This window comes from Dermabacter sp., assembly GCF_032550575.1.
Taxonomy (GTDB): domain Bacteria; phylum Actinomycetota; class Actinomycetes; order Actinomycetales; family Dermabacteraceae; genus Dermabacter; species Dermabacter hominis.
Map to the genome: position 1 here is coordinate 474581 of NZ_JAWFZC010000001.1, position 16723 is coordinate 491303.

At 63.1% G+C, this 16723-nt stretch carries 15 protein-coding genes; 4 read left to right on the forward strand and 11 right to left on the reverse strand.

Annotated elements, in window-relative coordinates:
• The first annotated feature begins 3 nt into the window (after window positions 1-3).
• Window positions 4-2022 (forward strand): alpha-1,4-glucan--maltose-1-phosphate maltosyltransferase, encoded by a 2019-nt coding sequence (locus E6X30_RS02160; RefSeq protein ID WP_316335650.1) that lies wholly within the window; start codon window positions 4-6, stop codon window positions 2020-2022.
• Window positions 2023-2046: 24 nt separating this feature from the next.
• On the forward strand, window positions 2047-4251 hold the full coding sequence (gene glgB / locus E6X30_RS02165) for a 1,4-alpha-glucan branching protein GlgB (RefSeq protein WP_316335651.1): 2205 nt from the start codon (window positions 2047-2049) through the stop codon (window positions 4249-4251).
• 79 nt (window positions 4252-4330) lie between these two features.
• Here the strand turns inward: glgB and E6X30_RS02170 are convergent, their stop codons facing one another.
• Genes E6X30_RS02170 through E6X30_RS02180 form a run of 3 tightly spaced genes read right to left on the reverse strand, consistent with a single transcriptional unit; the run spans window position 4331 to window position 7486 of the window.
• Window positions 4331-5203, reverse strand: a complete 873-nt coding sequence (locus tag E6X30_RS02170; protein WP_316335652.1) for a tetratricopeptide repeat protein — start codon at window positions 5201-5203, stop codon at window positions 4331-4333.
• A gap of 34 nt (window positions 5204-5237) precedes the next feature.
• Window positions 5238-6272 (reverse strand): hypothetical protein, encoded by a 1035-nt coding sequence (locus E6X30_RS02175; RefSeq protein WP_070458336.1) that lies wholly within the window; start codon window positions 6270-6272, stop codon window positions 5238-5240.
• On the reverse strand, window positions 6269-7486 hold the full coding sequence (locus E6X30_RS02180) for a hypothetical protein (protein WP_316335653.1): 1218 nt from the start codon (window positions 7484-7486) through the stop codon (window positions 6269-6271). The genes E6X30_RS02175 and E6X30_RS02180 overlap by 4 nt, the downstream gene beginning before the upstream one ends.
• A gap of 165 nt (window positions 7487-7651) precedes the next feature.
• Between E6X30_RS02180 and nucS the strand changes: the two genes are divergently transcribed.
• Both nucS and E6X30_RS02190 read left to right on the forward strand, forming a co-directional pair.
• The gene (gene nucS, locus E6X30_RS02185; RefSeq protein WP_259911934.1) at window positions 7652-8335 is read left to right on the forward strand and encodes an endonuclease NucS; all 684 of its coding nucleotides are present in this window, start codon (window positions 7652-7654) and stop codon (window positions 8333-8335) included.
• Entirely contained in the window at window positions 8336-9544 is a 1209-nt protein-coding gene (locus tag E6X30_RS02190) for an N-acetylglucosamine-6-phosphate deacetylase (RefSeq protein ID WP_070458329.1), read from the forward strand.
• Between the two features lie 127 nt (window positions 9545-9671).
• Here E6X30_RS02190 and E6X30_RS02195 read toward each other — a convergent pair whose 3' ends face one another.
• The 8 genes from E6X30_RS02195 to atpB form a co-directional block, all read right to left on the reverse strand.
• Window positions 9672-9995: a F0F1 ATP synthase subunit epsilon gene (locus tag E6X30_RS02195; protein WP_070436287.1), complete on the reverse strand. Its 324-nt coding sequence runs from the start codon at window positions 9993-9995 to the stop codon at window positions 9672-9674.
• Window positions 9996-10000: 5 nt separating this feature from the next.
• Window positions 10001-11485 (reverse strand): F0F1 ATP synthase subunit beta, encoded by a 1485-nt coding sequence (gene atpD, locus E6X30_RS02200; protein ID WP_016664810.1) that lies wholly within the window; start codon window positions 11483-11485, stop codon window positions 10001-10003.
• A gap of 27 nt (window positions 11486-11512) precedes the next feature.
• Window positions 11513-12430 (reverse strand): F0F1 ATP synthase subunit gamma, encoded by a 918-nt coding sequence (locus tag E6X30_RS02205; protein WP_316335654.1) that lies wholly within the window; start codon window positions 12428-12430, stop codon window positions 11513-11515.
• A gap of 44 nt (window positions 12431-12474) precedes the next feature.
• A complete protein-coding gene (atpA, locus tag E6X30_RS02210) occupies window positions 12475-14103 on the reverse strand; it encodes a F0F1 ATP synthase subunit alpha (protein ID WP_316335655.1) in 1629 nt (542 codons plus the stop codon).
• Between the two features lie 71 nt (window positions 14104-14174).
• Window positions 14175-14987, reverse strand: a complete 813-nt coding sequence (locus tag E6X30_RS02215) for a F0F1 ATP synthase subunit delta (protein WP_316335656.1) — start codon at window positions 14985-14987, stop codon at window positions 14175-14177.
• Between the two features lie 14 nt (window positions 14988-15001).
• The gene (locus E6X30_RS02220) at window positions 15002-15544 is read right to left on the reverse strand and encodes a F0F1 ATP synthase subunit B (RefSeq protein WP_316335657.1); all 543 of its coding nucleotides are present in this window, start codon (window positions 15542-15544) and stop codon (window positions 15002-15004) included.
• A gap of 12 nt (window positions 15545-15556) precedes the next feature.
• Window positions 15557-15787, reverse strand: a complete 231-nt coding sequence (atpE, locus tag E6X30_RS02225) for an ATP synthase F0 subunit C (protein ID WP_016664815.1) — start codon at window positions 15785-15787, stop codon at window positions 15557-15559.
• Window positions 15788-15881: 94 nt separating this feature from the next.
• The gene (gene atpB / locus E6X30_RS02230; protein ID WP_316335658.1) at window positions 15882-16688 is read right to left on the reverse strand and encodes a F0F1 ATP synthase subunit A; all 807 of its coding nucleotides are present in this window, start codon (window positions 16686-16688) and stop codon (window positions 15882-15884) included.
• Between the last annotated feature and the right edge of the window lie 35 nt (window positions 16689-16723).

A 16723-nucleotide genomic window follows, 5' to 3' on the forward strand; every position in this document is an offset into this window, starting at 1 on the left:
ACCATGGCCACGAAGGCGAAAGCAGCGATGACCACCGGGATCGGGCGAATCCCGATCACCTCTGTCTCACCGAACGTCGACGGCGGTCGCTTCCCCGTCAAAGCGGTCGTGGGCGAGCGCGTGCGCGTTCATGCCACGAGCTTTCGCGAGGGCCACGACCAGATGGGCGTGCAGCTCCTCGTGACGAATCCCGAGGGCGACACGGTTCGCTCCCCGATGACGTGCACGAATCCTGGACTCGACCACTGGGAGGGCAGCTTCCGCCCCGATCGTGAAGGCGAATGGTCGTACAGGGTCGAGGCCTTCGATGCCCCCTACCTCACGTGGGCCCACAACGCCGAAGTCAAAATCGCCGCTGGCGTCGACGAAGAACTCATGTGCGCCGAAGGCGTGATCGTGCTCAGGGCTGCGCTCGCCGAGATCCTCAAGAAAAAACGACCCAAAACGCACAGGGCCCGTCTCGAAGCAGCGATCGACGCTCTCACCAATACGAGCCTGCAACCGTCGGCCCGCATCGCCCCGGCCCTCGCCGCCGACATGCACGAGGCGATGACCGAATACCCCCTACGCCGCTGGCCCACGCGTTCCAAAAAAATTGCCGTGAGAGTCGAGCGCGAACGTGCACTGTATGGCTCCTGGTACGAGTTCTTCCCGCGGTCCGAAGGCGCGCACTTCGACCCTGAACAGGGTGGCTGGGTATCCGGCACGCTCGAAAGCTCACTCCCCCAGCTTGATCGCATCAAGCGCATGGGCTTCGACGTCGCCTACCTCACTCCCATCCACCCCATCGGCACAACGCACCGCAAAGGGCGCAACAACACGCTCACCGCGCTCGAGGGCGATCCCGGATCGCCCTACGCGATCGGCTCACCCGACGGTGGCCACGACGCCATTCACCCGGACCTCGGCACGATCGAGGACTTCGACCGCTTCGTCGCGCACGCGAAAAGCCTCGGCCTCGAAGTAGCCCTCGATATCGCGCTCCAGTGCTCCCCCGATCACCCGTGGGTCAAGGAGCACCCCGAATGGTTCGTCGTTCGCGCTGACGGCACGATCGCGTACGCCGAGAACCCACCGAAGAAGTATCAGGACATCTACCCCTTGAGTTTCGATACCGACTATCGCGGTCTGTACGAGGCGATTCGCGACGTCCTCGAATACTGGATTTCGCACGGCGTCACGCTCTTTCGCGTCGACAACCCGCACACGAAGCCGGTGCGCTTTTGGGAGGAGCTGCTCGCCGAGTTCCGCGAAACCCACCCCGAGGTGCTCTTCCTCGCCGAGGCCTTCACGAAGCCGGCGATGATGCACACGCTCGCCAAGGTCGGCTACCACCAGTCCTACACGTACTTCGCGTGGCGCCACAGTCCCGAAGAACTTCGCGAATACATGGAGGAACTCAAGGCCGCGGCCCACTACATGCGGCCGAGTTTTTGGCCCACGACCCACGACATTTTGACGCCTTTTATGTCCGACGGCGGCTGGAACGCATTCCGCCTCCGCGCGATCCTCGCGGCCACACTCTCCCCCACATGGGGAATCTACTCGGGCTTCGAGCTTGTCGAACACCAGCCGAGACCGGGGGCACAGGAGAACATCGATAACGAAAAGTACGAATACAAGCCACGCGACTACGAGGGCGCACTCCGCTCCGGCCGCTCGCTCGAGCCGCTCCTCACGCGGCTCAACGAGATCCGCAAGGCCCACCCCGCGCTCCAGACCCTCACGACGACCCGCTTCCACGGCTCAGACGACGACCGTGTACTCGTGTTCTCCAAGCACGTCGAAGGGCGCGACACCGAAAGCGGGCTCGACGACACGATCATCGTCGTCTCGATGACCGAGACACACGGGGGCACGTCAACGTGGGTCCACATCGACACCGAGGCGCTCAACATCCACTCCGACTTCATGGTCGAGGACCTGCTCACGGGTGAGCAGTTCCTGTGGGACCGCGACAGCTACGTCGAGCTGAACGCCGATTTCCGCCCTGCCCATATCCTTCGTGTTATTCGCTACTGAGCGCCGTCACCAAAGGAGATAGACATGAGCGCACCACTTCCCCTTCTGCCCGCAAGCGAACACGAACTCGGTTCAGTCGCGACCGGTTCGTACTATTCGCCGCATTCGATCCTCGGCCTGCACGAATACGAGGGTGGGTACACGATTCGCACGCTCAAACCGTTCGCCGACCAGGTTGTGGCCCTTGTTCGTCTCGAGAACGGCGAACGCCTCGAGATCGAACTGCACCACGAGTACGACGGCATCTTTAGCGCCGCCTTCGAGGCTCCCGATTCCCCGATTGTGCTGCACCGCTTGCGCGTGACGTGGCCCGGTGGCGGCACCGAAATCGTGGACGAGCCCTACCGCTTCCTCCCGACGATCAGCGACTTCGACCTGCATCTCATCCGCGAAGGGAGGCACGAGGAGCTTTGGCGTGCGCTCGGCGCGCACGTGCGCACCCTCGACGGTATTCAGGGAACCAGCTTCACCGTGTGGGCACCGAACGCCGCTGCCGTTCAGGTGATCGGCGACTTCAACGGGTGGAATGGTCGACGCACGGCAATGCGATCGCTCGGCGATTCGGGCGTGTGGGAGATCTTCCTTCCCGGAGTGCGCGCGGGCGCGGTCTACAAGTTCCGCATCCTCGGTGCCGACAGGGTGTGGCGAGAAAAGGCTGACCCGATGGCCCGCCTGGCCGAGGTGCCGCCCGCGACCGGCAGCGTCGTCGTCGAATCAGATTTCGAATGGAGCGACGATGCGTTCCTCGCCGAGCGCGCCGCGAAGAATCCACTCGAATCGCAAATGTCGATCTACGAGGTTCACCTCGCCTCGTGGCGCCCCTTCGCCTCCTACCGGGATATCGCCGAACCCCTCGTTAAGTACGTCAAGGGTATGGGCTACACGCACGTCGAGTTCCTTCCGCTCGCTGAACACCCCTTCGGCGGCTCGTGGGGTTACCAGGTCACGGGCTACTACGCGCCCACCTCACGCCTCGGTCACCCCGACGATCTCCGCTACCTCATCAACGCTCTGCACGAGGCAGGAATCGGGGTCATCATGGACTGGGTTCCCGCTCACTTCCCGAAGGACGAGTGGGCGCTCGGTCGCTTCGATGGCACCGCGCTTTACGAACACGCCGATCCACGCAAGGGTGAGCACCCCGATTGGGGCACCTACATTTTCGATCTCGGCCGCACCGAAGTGCGCAACTTCCTCGTTGCCAACGCGTGCTACTGGCTCGAAGAATTCCACGTTGACGGTTTGCGCGTCGACGCCGTCGCGTCGATGCTCTACCTCGACTATTCGCGAAACGAGGGCGAGTGGATCCCGAACCAATACGGTGGGCGCGAGAACCTCGAAGCGATTGATTTCCTCAAGGAGGTCAACGCCACCGCGTATAAGCGTGCCCCGGGCATCACGATGATCGCGGAGGAATCGACCTCATTCCCGGGAGTCACGAAGCCCACCGACCAGGGAGGCCTCGGCTTCGGGTTCAAGTGGAACATGGGCTTTATGCACGACACGCTCGAGTACCTTGGCCAAGACCCGATTTACCGCCAGTACCGCCACCACGAGCTGACGTTTGCGATGGTCTATCAGTACTCGGAGAACTTCATCCTGCCGATCTCTCACGACGAGGTCGTTCACGGCAAGGCACCGCTGCTGCGCAAGGCGCCCGGCGATGACTGGCAGCAGGCCGCGAACCTCCGCGCCTACTTGAGTCTCATGTGGGCCCACCCGGGCAAACAGCTACTGTTCATGGGCTGCGACTTCGCGCAGGGAACGGAATGGAACGAGAACCAGGCACTTCCCTTCTTGCTCCTTGACTTCCCGCTCCACCAGGGCGTCAACGATTTCGTGCGTGACCTCAACCGCGTACAGCGCACCTACCCGGCACTGTACGAGCTCGATCAGGAGGGTGCGGGTTTCCGATGGCTTGATGCTGATGCCGCTGGCCACAACCTCGTGGCGTTCGCACGTTTTGACCGCAAGGGCGATCCGGTCGTGGCAATCATCAACTTCTCACCCGAGCCGTGGCGCGGCTTCCGGATCGGCCTTCCCGAGGGCGGCGCGTGGGCCGAGGTGCTCAACTCCGACGCTTTCGCTTATGGCGGCAGCGGCGTGGGGAACCTCGGCCGGGTCCAGGCGGAGCCGGTCCCCTACGGCGGCCTCGACTACTCGGTTCGCCTGAGCGTTCCGCCGCTCGGTGCGGTGTTCTTTGTTCCGGAGCGCGCGGCAAAGCAGTAGCGTCGACGGATACGGAAGAGGCCTGTGCTCCCCGAGGGGCGCAGGCCTCTTCTCCAGGCGTTGCCGGTCTCTTGGTGCCTTAGAACATGAGGCGGCTGAGCTTCTTGCGGGCCTGAAGCACGCGCTCGTCTTCGACGCCTACGACGTCGAAAAGCTCGAGCAGACGCTCACGGATGCGATCGCGCTCCGAGGGAGTGTCGCGGAACGACGTCAGAAGGCGCGCGAAAGCATCATCGACGTGTCCCCCAAGCAGGTCGAGATCAGCGGCTAGGAGTTGAGCGTCGATGTCCTTCGGGCGCGAGGCCGCGGCCTCGCGCCCGGCCTGAAGGTCGACGCTTTGCGTACGGCGCATAAGGGCAATCACGGCGAGGCCCTTCTTCGCCTCCGAATCACCGGGGTGCTCGTCGAGGTACGTGGTGAAGGCCGTTTCGGCGTCGTCCATATCGCCGCTCTCCATCGCGGTGTAGGCCTTTTCAAGGGCTTCGGGCAGCGCGGCTTGCTCCGCAGTCTCGCGCGGGGCCTCGGTGTGCATGCCTTCCTTCGCGGCGAGACCCGCGAGTTCCTCCATGACGGGGGCAAGCTGCTCTTTCGTGACTACGCCTTCGAACAGCGGCTGGATCTGTCCCTTCATGAGAAGCACGGCCGTGGGCAGTGACTGGATCCGAAGTGCCGCCGCGACGCGCGGCTGCTGATCCGCATCGAGGATCGCGAGACGGATCGTGCCAGCATGCTTAGCCAGAACCGAACGTAGATCGTCCGTGAAGGCCGCTCCCCCGTTGACGCGTGCGCTCGTCACAAAGAGGATCGTGAGGTGCTGATCGGAGTCTTTGATGAGGCTCTCGAGGTTCGCCTCATTGACAGCGACTTCGCCCTCGAGAGGATCGGAGGTGCCGCCGGTCTGGTTTTCCTTTTTAAGCGTGTTGAAGTCCATCACGCCGTACGAGCTCGTCATCGTTTTCTCCTTTGTCGAGTCTTTCGTGGGGCGCTCAGCTGCCGGAGACCGACAGGAGCACCTTGTAGGCCCCGATTGGCTGGATCTTGGCGCCGGAGTCCGCCGCGGGAATGTGCATGAGTACGGTCGTGCCGTAGGTACGCACGAGCTCCTTCTCGAACTTCTTCGTACCCGCGAGCTTCGTGTAGAGGTTCTCCTCCGTGTAGGAGATCGATCCGGAATTCACGCTCACGCGCCGAGTCGAGGTGATGGTCCCCATGACAACGGCTCCGCCTTCGGCAGTGGCGAGGCCGAGGAACTCGCCGTCTTTGACCGCATATTCTTCGCGGACTGAGGCGACTTCATCCCAGTCCACGCCTTCGTTCATTTGCGCGCGCTCCCCTTGGATTTCAGCGTGGGCGCTCTGCTGGAACGGGTCCTCGTTAATGAGATCGTCCGGGTCGGCTTTGTCGTGGCCGTCCGTAAGCACAGCCGCATACTTCGCGAGGGCTTCCTTGGGGGTCAGCACCAGTCCCTGCTGCTCGAGGTCGACCTGTGTGGTGCCGGCCTCGGCACTCGGCACGGTCGGCATCTCGATACCGGCAGCCTGGCGGGCCCAGCCCCACGAGGTGTAGTCGGAGCGAGCGTCTTTCTGCTGAAGTCCCACGAAGAAGCGTGCCTCGCCCGCGTTTGCGGCATCGTCCACGAGCGCGAGGGCATAGCGGGGAAAGCCTTCCGAAGTCGAGGCGATCGGCACGACGAGCTTGTCGCTAGGCCTTTGGAGGGCGCTTTCATGTTCGGGAACTTTGCTGATGATCGCGTAGGTTGCGCGGCGAAATTCCGCGGCACTTCCCGAAATACGCGGGGCGAGAAGATCCGCGTTTTTGTCCGCATCGGCTTTTTCGAGCGCCTTCGCGTATTGGGTGAGAATCTCCCCGAGTTTCGTCCCCGTGAGTTCGGGGGTCGGGCTCGCGAGTTTCGGCCCGGGATCGACCTTCGGCGGTTTCTTTTCGCTTCCGCACGCGGTGAGCGCACCTGCGGCAGTGAGTGCAGTCAGCCCGAGGAGGCTGCGCCGTGAAAGTCCTGTCATCGTTCCTCCTCGATTCGCGTCGCGATGGGGTCGGTCATTGTTGTCGTGGCGTCAGAACCGTCGGCGGCGCGCCTGCGCCCATGCCGAGTGCTCACGCCGCTGCCACCCGTCTCGTGGTTCTCAAGTTCGAGCGCTTTGAGTCGGTCGGTCACATCGTCGGGAGTACCGCGGCGGCGTCCCTTACACGCGACGGTGACGGGGGTGTCCACGTCGTCGTGAGCCGGGCGAGCGTCTGCGGTCTCCTGCGGCACTCCCAGTGCGGGCTCGGCTTGCTCGGCTGGCTCGGCGTCGCCAACGGGCTCTGTCGCGGTAGCCGGTTCCGTTTCGGAAACGCTCGCGGTTCCGACGGCAGCCTGCGCACGACGGGAGCCCTTACCTTCGGGGGCTTCTGTCGCCTCGTCGCTCTCGCCGCTACCGGATTCGCGGCTCGTGTTGTCGCTCTGTGCGTCGGTTCGCGCCGTCGCAGCGTCGTCGTTGTCTGTCGCGTCGACCTCGGCGGAGCCAGCGTCGGACTCCCCTGCCTCCTCCTGCTGGCGGGCCTGACGCTCACTCATCATTTCTTCAAGCACGTCGTCATGTGTGGAACGCGAGCGCGACGTGAGCGCGATCAGAAGCAGCACGAGGCCGATGATGAGCAGCACTGCGCCGGCAGCGTACGCATAGGGCGTCCACGCGTTCGTGGCGTTGGTCGGCCACGTGATCTCCACCTTCGTGATGGTCGAGGCATCGCCATCGTTGGCGAGGAGGATTGCGCGATACGGCTGCGGCTTCTTCGGGTCGAGCTCCGCCTTCGACCAGTCTTCGATCGTGAAGGACTCGCCCGTCTTCTTGGGCTTGATGTCGGTCCACAGATCCGAGTTCTGGATACCGGCGGTGCCCTCCTTCTTATCGGCATTTTCGGTGCTCGTCGCGAGCGTTGCCCAGTTCGATGCGCCCGTAATTGCCGTGTATTTCGAGTTTTCGAGGTAGCTCTTTACGGTGCCCTCGGGGGCGGAAATCATGTAGTAGTCACCGCTCGACGTAATCGTCACGGTGCCTTTCTTTCCACCCACATACAGCACACCGGGATTGATCACCACGGCTGCACCGGGCTTCTCAAAGCTCGCGCGCGCGGTGTGGTTCCCTTTCGGCGCCCACACGGTCTGGCCGGCCCATCCAAGTGCAAGCCCCGCGAGACCCAGGAGGATGAGGACGCCCGCTAGCCACTTTCGCACGAGGACACGACCTTTCGCTCATTCGACGTCTACGACGCTGTCAAAAACAGTACTCACCCATTTTGGCGGAGTTTCCCGGCGGTGGGCTGAAGGCCACAAGAAGCAGTGGGCAGGTCAACATTTCATGTAAAGAGCATTCAAAGACCCATCGCGTAGTCTTTACCAGTGCGATTAGTTCTAGCGGAATGTTCTGTCAATTACGTCGGGCGGCTAACGGCGCACCTCGCGCGGGCCCCCCGGCTCCTCATGGTGAAAGCCGACGGAAGCGTGCTCGTGCACTCCGACGGCGGCAGCTACAAGCCCCTCAACTGGATGGCCCCTCCGTGCACCCTCACAATCGAGCCCGCAGAGGCGGAGGATGCACTCGAAACGTGGAAGGTCACGCATAAGAAGACCGGCGACAGTCTCGAAATCACGGTATTCGAGATCATTGAGGAAATGAGCCGCGACTTGGGCATCGACCCAGGGCTCGAAAAGGCCGGAGTCGAGGCGCATCTTCAAGCGCTTCTTGCCGAAAATATGGCGAGCATCGGTGAAGGGTGGAAGCTCGTGCGCCGCGAATACCCCACCGCGATTGGGCCCGTCGACATTCTCGCGAAGAACCCCGAAGGCGGCACGGTCGCGATCGAAATCAAGCGCCGCGGTGAGATCGACGGCGTTGAGCAGCTCACCCGGTACGTCGAACTCCTCAATCGCGATCCGCTCCTCGCCCCCGTGACGGGCATGTTTGCAGCACAGGAAATCAAGCCGCAAGCACGCACCCTCGCGAAGGACCGCGGCTTCGAATGCCTCACCCTTGATTACGACGAACTGCGTGGAATCGACAACTCCGAAATGAGGCTCTTCTAAATGACGCAACGCATCGACGGCACCGCTTTTATCTCCGGCTCTTTCCTTTCCGAAGCCTCGATCCTTATCGACGGCGACACAATCACGTACGCGGGGCCCGAGAGCGCACTCCCCTCGGACCTCAAGGCCTATGAGCACGTGCGCCACGATGGCCTCATTTTCCCGGGGCTCGTGGACATCCACTGCCACGGCGGTGGCGGATTCTCCTTCCCCGATACCGAGGACCCGGCGCAAGCGGCGCCGGCGATCGCGGAGCACCGCGCCCACGGCACGACGAGCATCGTTGCCTCACTCGTGACGGCCGCGCAGGACACGCTCATGTCGAGGGTGCACGCGCTACGGTCTCTCGTCGAGGCCGGCGAACTGGCGGGAATCCACCTCGAGGGCCCTTTCATCTCCCACGCCCGCAAGGGCGCTCACGACCCCCAGTTCATCGCTGAGGGGGACGCCGCGCGCACTCTCGCGCTCCTTGAAGCGGGAGGCGGCACGATCGCGACGATGACGATCGCCCCCGAAGCGGACCTCGATGGCAGCGTGTCCCGGGCCCTGATCGCGCGCGGAGCCCTCCCGAGCTACGGCCACACGGACTGCACGGGTGAACAGATGGTCACCGCAATCCAGAAGGCACACGAGGAGCTCGCAAGCGTCGGCCCCGTCGCCCGTTCCACGAAGCCAACCGCCACCCACCTGTTCAACGCGATGCGCCCCATCCATCACCGGGATGCCGGTCCTGCATTCGCCGCGATCGACCAGGCCGCCGCCGGCACGGTCGTCGCCGAGCTCATCGCCGACGGCGTCCACACCTCCGCCGACACCGTGCGGTACACGTTCGATCTCATCACCGACGGGCACATCATGCTCATCACCGACGCGATGGCCGCGACGGGGATGGCCGACGGTGACTACGTTCTCGGCTCGCTTCCCGTCACGGTCAAAGACGGCGTCGCGACCCTCACCGAAGGCGGCGCGATCGCGGGAGGCACCGCCCACCTGCTCGATGTCGTACGCTTCGCCCATTTCGAGGCAGGCGTGTCGCTCGAGCGCGCAGTTCTCGCCGCAACCGCGACCCCCGCGCGCGTCCTCGGCCGCCACGACATCGGCGAGATTTGTGAAGGTGCCCGCGCTGACCTCGCGCTCGTGAGCGCCGAGGGGCTCGAGCCTGAACGGGTCATGCATGCGGGTGAGTGGTGGAGTTCCGACGCCTCCTAAGCGGCCCCGTTCCTTTCGTTCTCGCACCGCGGCATTCGACCGCGTGGAAACACGGCACAGGAAAGCGGCCCCGCCGCGCACACGGTGCGCTGGCGGGGCCGCTTTTCACGGAGAGGAGGAAAGACCCTTAGTCGGTCTCGGCCTCTCCTTCGAGCTCTGATGACGGAGTAGAGCGTGCAAGAGCCGCCTCGCGGGCCGCCTCCTCGGTGAGAACCTCGTCGGCAACGACGTTCACGACTTCCGCATCAACGGAGCAGAAACCGCCCGTGACCTGGAACTCGTGCTTCGCTCCGCCGACTTCGGTAATCACCACGGGGCCCTCGCTCAGGAGCGCAAGGTGGGGTTCCATGCCGGCCATGATGCCCATCGCGCCGTCGATGGCGAACACCGAAACGTACTCGGCTTCGCCTTCCCAGATGCTGCCCTCGGCCGACACGAAGTTGACCTTCATGGCGCTCACTTCGAGGTTTCCTTCTGGATGCGGTCCCAGTTACGAAGCACATCGTCGATACCACCGACGTTGAAGAACGCCTGCTCGGCGATGTGGTCAAACTCGCCGTCGCAAATGCCCTTGAAGCCTTCGATGGTGTCGCGCAGCGGAACGTCCGAACCGTCGACGCCGGTGAACTGCTTCGCCATGTGGGTGTTCTGCGAAAGGAACTGCTGGATGCGGCGTGCGCGCGCCACGATGACCTTGTCCTCTTCGGAAAGCTCATCGACACCGAGCATCGCGATGATGTCCTGAAGCTCCTTGTTGCGCTGGAGAATCTGCTTGACGCGAACCGCAACATCGTAGTGATCCTGCCCGATGTAGCGCGGGTCAAGGATGCGCGAGGTCGAGGCGAGCGGATCGATCGCGGGGTACAGACCACGCGAGGCGATCTCACGGCTCAGCTCGGTCGTTGCGTCAAGGTGCGCGAAGGTCGTGGCCGGAGCCGGGTCGGTGTAGTCGTCAGCGGGAACGTAAATCGCCTGCATCGACGTAATCGAGTGGCCGCGGGTCGAGGTAATGCGCTCCTGGAGCACGCCCATCTCGTCCGCGAGGTTCGGCTGGTAACCCACTGCCGACGGCATACGGCCGAGCAGCGTCGACACCTCGGAGCCCGCCTGCGTGAAGCGGAAGATGTTGTCGATGAACAGGAGCACGTCCTGGTTCTGGACGTCACGGAAGTACTCCGCCATCGTCAGCGCCGAAAGTGCCACGCGAAGGCGCGTGCCCGGCGGCTCGTCCATCTGGCCGAACACAAGGGCGGTCTTCTCGATCACGCCCGATTCGGTCATTTCCTCGATGAGGTCCCAACCTTCACGGGTACGTTCACCGACACCTGCGAACACCGAGACACCGTCGTGGTTGTTCGCCACGCGGTAAATCATTTCCTGGATGAGAACGGTCTTGCCCACGCCGGCGCCGCCGAACAGACCAATCTTGCCGCCCTGCACGTAGGGCGTCAGCAGGTCGATCGACTTGATGCCGGTCTCGAACATCTGGGTCTTCGACTCGAGCTGATCGAAGTTCGGGGCCTTGCGGTGAATGGGCCAGCGTTCGTTGATCTCGAACTTCTCGCCCTCTTCTCCGTTGAGCACGTTGCCGACAACGTCGAACACGCGCCCGAGGGTGAAGTCGCCAACGGGGACGGAGATTGGCGCGCCCGTGTCGCGCACGGCCTGACCGCGCACGAGGCCGTCGGTCGGCTTGAGGGCGATTCCTCGCACCATGCCGTCGCCGAGGTGCTGGGCAACCTCAAGCGTGAGGGTCTGGGTGGCTGAGCCACCGTCCTCGTCGCCAGTGGGCAGCTCGATCTCGGTGACGAGCGCGTTGTACATGTCGGGGATCTGGCCCGCGGGGAATTCGACGTCGACAACGGCGCCGGTCACGCGAGCGACACGACCGATGGCGGCGCTAGCCTCGGTCTGAGCCGGGGCGTTTTCGGTGATGGTCATTCTTCTACTCCAAATGTGCTTTCTCGCTCAGCGTTCTTTCCTGCCGGAGGCATTGAGGGCGTCCGCTCCGCCCACGATCTCCGTAATTTCTTGCGTGATCTCGGCCTGGCGAGCGGAGTTCGCAAGGCGAGTGAACTTCTGAATCTGCGTTTCCGCATTGTCGGTCGCGGTCTTCATCGCCTTCTGCCTGCTCGCGTGCTCCGACGCGATCGACTGCAGAAGGATATTGATGATGCGCGATTCAACGTACCGCGGCACGAGCTGCTCGAACACCTCATCGGCGCTCGGCGTGTACTCATACAGCGGGTACTGGCGGGTCAACCGGCTCTCGGCACCGTCGGCACTCAGCTGAAGCGGGACGAGGCGCACGACGTTCACATCCTGGCGGAAACGATTCGTGAACCGGTGCCCCACGACGTACAGCTCATCGAGGTGCTCCTCGATCTCTTCCGCAAGGAGTGCCTCGCGGAAAAGTGCCGAGATTTCACGACCGAGCTTCGGAAGGTCTTCCTCTTTGACACCGATCCACGATTTTTCAGCGGGACGGTTGCGGAAGCGGTAGTACGAATCGCCCTTGCGGCCAACGACGTACAGGACCGGCTGCTTGCCCTCTTCGCGCAGCTTATTCGTGAGGTGTTCGGCCTCGCGGATCGCGCTTGGCGAGTAGGAACCGGCCATGCCGCGATCCGAGGTAATGAGGAGAACACCGACGCGGTTGGAGAACGTGCGGTCCGCTTCGAGGAACGGGTGGTTCGTCTCCTCCGCGTGCTGGACGACCGAGGCAATCGCGTCCGTAATCGCTTTCGCGTACGGGGTCGTGGCCTGCACGCGTGCGTGTGCCTTCGAGATTCGGGCAGCCGCGATCATTTCCTGGGCCTGGAAGATTTTCTTCATGCCCTTCGCGGAGCCGATCCGCTTCTTGTATTCCCTTTGCTGGGCTCCCATATCTCTCCCTCGTGACTAACGTTCTATTTCTCGAACATCCGCCACTACTTGGAGGACTTCAGGATCGACTCTTGCTCGATGTCCTCGTCTTCGATCACGCCGGTGTTGTCGTACACGGCGTCCTTCTGCTTCGCAGCGAAGTAGTCGCGCTTGACGTTTTCGATCACGGTCTCGAGTTCCGCTTCGGTCTCCGGGGAGAACTTCTTGCTCTCGCGGATCGTTTCGAGGATCGTGCCGTTGTGGCGCAGGAATTCGTGCAGGCGCTCTTCGAACTCGAGGATCTCGTCAACCTCGATGTCGTCGAGCTTGCCGCGCGTGCCGGCCCAGATCGACACGACCTGTTCCTCCATGGGCATGGGGTTGGCCTGGCCCTGCTTGAGGAGCTCGGTCAGGCGAGCACCGCGCGCAAGCTGCTGCTTCGAAGCGGCATCGAGATCCGAGGCGAACATCGCGAACGCCTCGAGGTCGCGGTACTGCGCGAGCGAAATCTTGAGGGTACCGGAGACGCCCTTCATGGCCTTGGTCTGGGCCGAGCCGCCGACGCGCGACACCGAGATGCCGACGTCCACGGCGGGGCGCTGGTTCGCGTTGAACAGATCCGACTGGAGGAAGCACTGACCGTCGGTGATCGAAATGACGTTGGTCGGAATGTACGCCGAGACGTCGTTTGCCTTCGTTTCGATGATGGGGAGACCGGTCATCGAGCCGCCGCCCATGTCGTCCGAGAGCTTTGCGCAGCGCTCGAGCAGACGCGAGTGGAGGAAGAAGACATCGCCCGGGTATGCCTCGCGGCCCGGCGGACGGCGAAGAAGAAGCGACACGGCGCGGTAGGCCTCGGCCTGCTTCGACAGGTCGTCGAACACGATGAGGACGTGCTTGCCTTCATACATCCAATGCTGGCCGATCGCCGAGCCCGCGTAGGGCGCGATGTACTTGAAGCCGGCCGGATCAGAAGCTGGGGCCGCAACGATGGTCGTGTATTCGAGCGCGCCGTTTTCCTCGAGGGTCGCACGCACTGAAGCGATCGTCGAGCCCTTCTGGCCGACGGCGACGTAGATGCAGCGCACCTGCTGTTCGGGGTCGCCCGATTCCCAGTTAGCCTTCTGGTTGAGGATCGTATCGACCGCGATCGTGGTCTTACCGGTCTGGCGGTCGCCGATGATGAGCTGACGCTGGCCTCGACCGATCGGGGTCATCGAGTCAATGGCCTTGATGCCGGTCTGGAGAGGCTCCTTCACGCTCTTGCGCTGCATAACGCTGGGGGCCTGAAGTTCGAGGGCGCGGCGGCCGGTCGTCGCGATCTCGCCAAGGCCGTCGATCGGGCGGCCCATCGGGTCAACGACGCGGCCGAGGTAGCCGTCGCCAACGGGAACCGAAAGGACCTCCCCGGTGCGGCGCACCTCCTGCCCTTCCTCGATGCCGGTGAATTCACCGAGCACAACGACGCCGACCTCGCGAAGTTCGAGGTTAAGAGCGAGGCCAAGCGTGCCGTCCTCGAAGCGCACGAGTTCGTTTGCCATGAGGTTCGGCAGGCCCGAGACGCGTGCAATGCCGTCTGCTGATTCGGTGACGCGGCCGATTTCTTCGCGACCTGCGTTCTGGGGCTGGTAATTCGACACCGCAGTGTCGAGAGCGTCCCGGATGTCTTCGGGACGAATGGTGAGCTCGGCCATCGCGCTCCGCTTCCTTCTTGGTCATTCCCGGTGGTACCGGGAGGGGTGATACGTGTTCTCGTTGGTGATTCTTAGGCGGAAATGCGTTCGCGAACATCGCGAACACGGCCGAAGATCGTGGCGTCGTAGAGGTCGTCGCCGATGGTGATGCGGAGGCCGCCAATCACGCTCGGGTCGATCTCGTAATTCAGGCTCAGCTCGCCGCCGTAACGGGCGGAGAGGATGCGCGTGAGGCGTTCCTGCTGCTCGGGGCTCAACGCGATCGCGCTCGTGACGACGCCGGAGCGGCGGTCGCGTTCGGCGCTCGCGAAGTTCGCGAACTCGAGCAGACGGGCGGGAACCTTGGCTTCGGGCTCGAAGCTCACCGCTTGCGCGGCAAGTGAGACGGTCGCCTTATCCACCTTGCCGCCCAGAAGACGTTCGATGATCCCTACGCGCGCCGAAACGTCGTCGCGCTTGGAGTCGAATGCTTCAGACAGCTCCGGGGTGTCCTCGACGAGGCGCGCCACCTGGAAGAGTTCTTCTTCAACGGCGTGCGCCGTGCCGCGCCCTCGAGCTTCGTCGAGAACGAGCGAAACACCCGCGAACTCGATGCCCTCGAGGAGATGGTTTTGCTCGGACCACGTGCACCGCGAGGCCTCAAGAAGAACCTCGAGAGCGGCCTCGCTCACGCGGCCGCCAAAAAGGCGCCGCACGACATCGGCTTTAAGGTCCTCATCACGACCGGGGTCGCTCAAGAGGCGCACGAGCTGGTTGCTCGAGTCAATGACGCGCACGGCTTCGAAGAGCTCGCTCGCGATTTCGGTGCTGGGGGTGTTCGCCGAGGTGGACTCCCCTGCGCGCCGTAGCACGCTCTGGAGCGACTTGGCGGAAACTCCGCGCATGTGCTGTGCCTTCCTTACTTCGCCGCCGTCGACGATTCGAGCTCGTCGAGGAACCGATCGATCACGCGGCGCGAACGCTCATCATCGGTGAGCGATTCGCCAACGATCTTCGAGGCGAGGGTACTCGCAAGCGAGCCAACCTCACCGCGAAGCTCGGCGCTTGCCTGCGCCTGTTCAGCTTCGATCTGCTGCTTGCCGAGCCCGATCATGCGTTCGGTCTCGAGGCTTGCGCGCGTACGTGCCTCTTCGATGATGCGAGCGCCCTCTTCGCGGGCCTTCTCGCGCATCTCTGCGGCTTCACGGCGTGCAGAGGCGAGTTCGCTTTCCTGCATTGCCTTGAGACGATCGGCCTCGTACTGGGCCTCCTCCGCCTTACGGATTCCTCCCTCGATCTTCGCTGCTCGCTCGTCGAGAACCTCGTTCATCTTCGGGAGCACGAACTTCATAAATGCGAAGGCAAAGATGAGGATGAAGCCGGCGCTCCAAACAATTTCGGGAACCTCGGGGATCAGCAAGGCGTACTTGCTGACCTCTCCTTCTCCACTTGCCAGATACATTCGGAATTAACCTCAGGAGAAGAGGAGGCCGGTCACAACCGCGAGGAGCGCGATGATCTCGACGAACGCCATGGCGATAAGCATCGTGGTCTGGAGCGAACCGCGGATCTCGGGCTGGCGCGCCATCGACTCGACGGTCTTAGCACCGATTAGGCCGAGGCCGAGGGCCGGGCCGAAAGCGGCGATGCCGTAGCTGAGCGAGGAGAGGTTGCCGTTGATTTCAGCGAGGATGGTGGTGCCCACGAGGGTATTCCTTTCAGTTTTCTGCCGCATTGCCGGGCAGGGTTTCGGTTGTGAGCCGAAGCTCGGGGTGGAAAATCGGAAAAATCTAGACGCCTTAGTGGCTTTCGCTCGTCGCCATGTTGATGTACACGGCGGAAAGCACTGTGAAGATGAAGGCCTGCAGAAGGGCAACGAAGATTTCGAAGCCGAAAATGCCAAGTGCGAAAGCCCCCGCGAAGGGGGTCGCGGCAATGAGCCATGTCCCTGAGAACAGGAGCGCTTGCGAGAGGGAGATGAACACGACGAGCATCATGTGGCCCGCGACCATGTTGGCGAGAAGACGCACGGTGAGCGAGAACCAGCGCACGACGGCGAGCTGGAGGAACTCGATCGGGGCGAGCAGGATGTACACAGGCTTCGGCACGCCCGGAGGCATGGTTTCGTGCTTGAAGTAGCCGAGGAAGCCGTGCTGCTTCATGCCGCAGTACACGTAGGTGCCGAAGGTCCACATCGCCAGCAGGAATGGCATGCCGATCACGGAGGTGCCCGCGAGGTTGAGGCCCGGGGTCACGCCGGCAAGGTTCATCGCGAGGATGAGGAAGAAGAGCGTGTAGAGCATGGGAGCGAAGCGGCGCCCCTTTGCCTTACCAAGGACGGGCTCGATCGCGTTGTCGCGAATGAAGCCCATGAAGATCTCAAAGATGCTTTGGATGCGCCCCGGCACAACCTTGGCGCGTGAGGCGATCGCGTACGTGATCGCGAGGCATCCCACGACCACGATGAGGCGAATGAGCTGCACGCGGTTGAACTCAAACGGGGTGCCCGCAAAGAGAATCGCATCGGGGAAAAAGTCGGCGAGGGAAGGGGTATGAAAATCCAGCCCACCTTCAGCGACAAGGCGCGAAGTTTCGCTAGGAATCAACTGCTCTTACTCCAGAGTTGTCGGCGCGCGTTTTG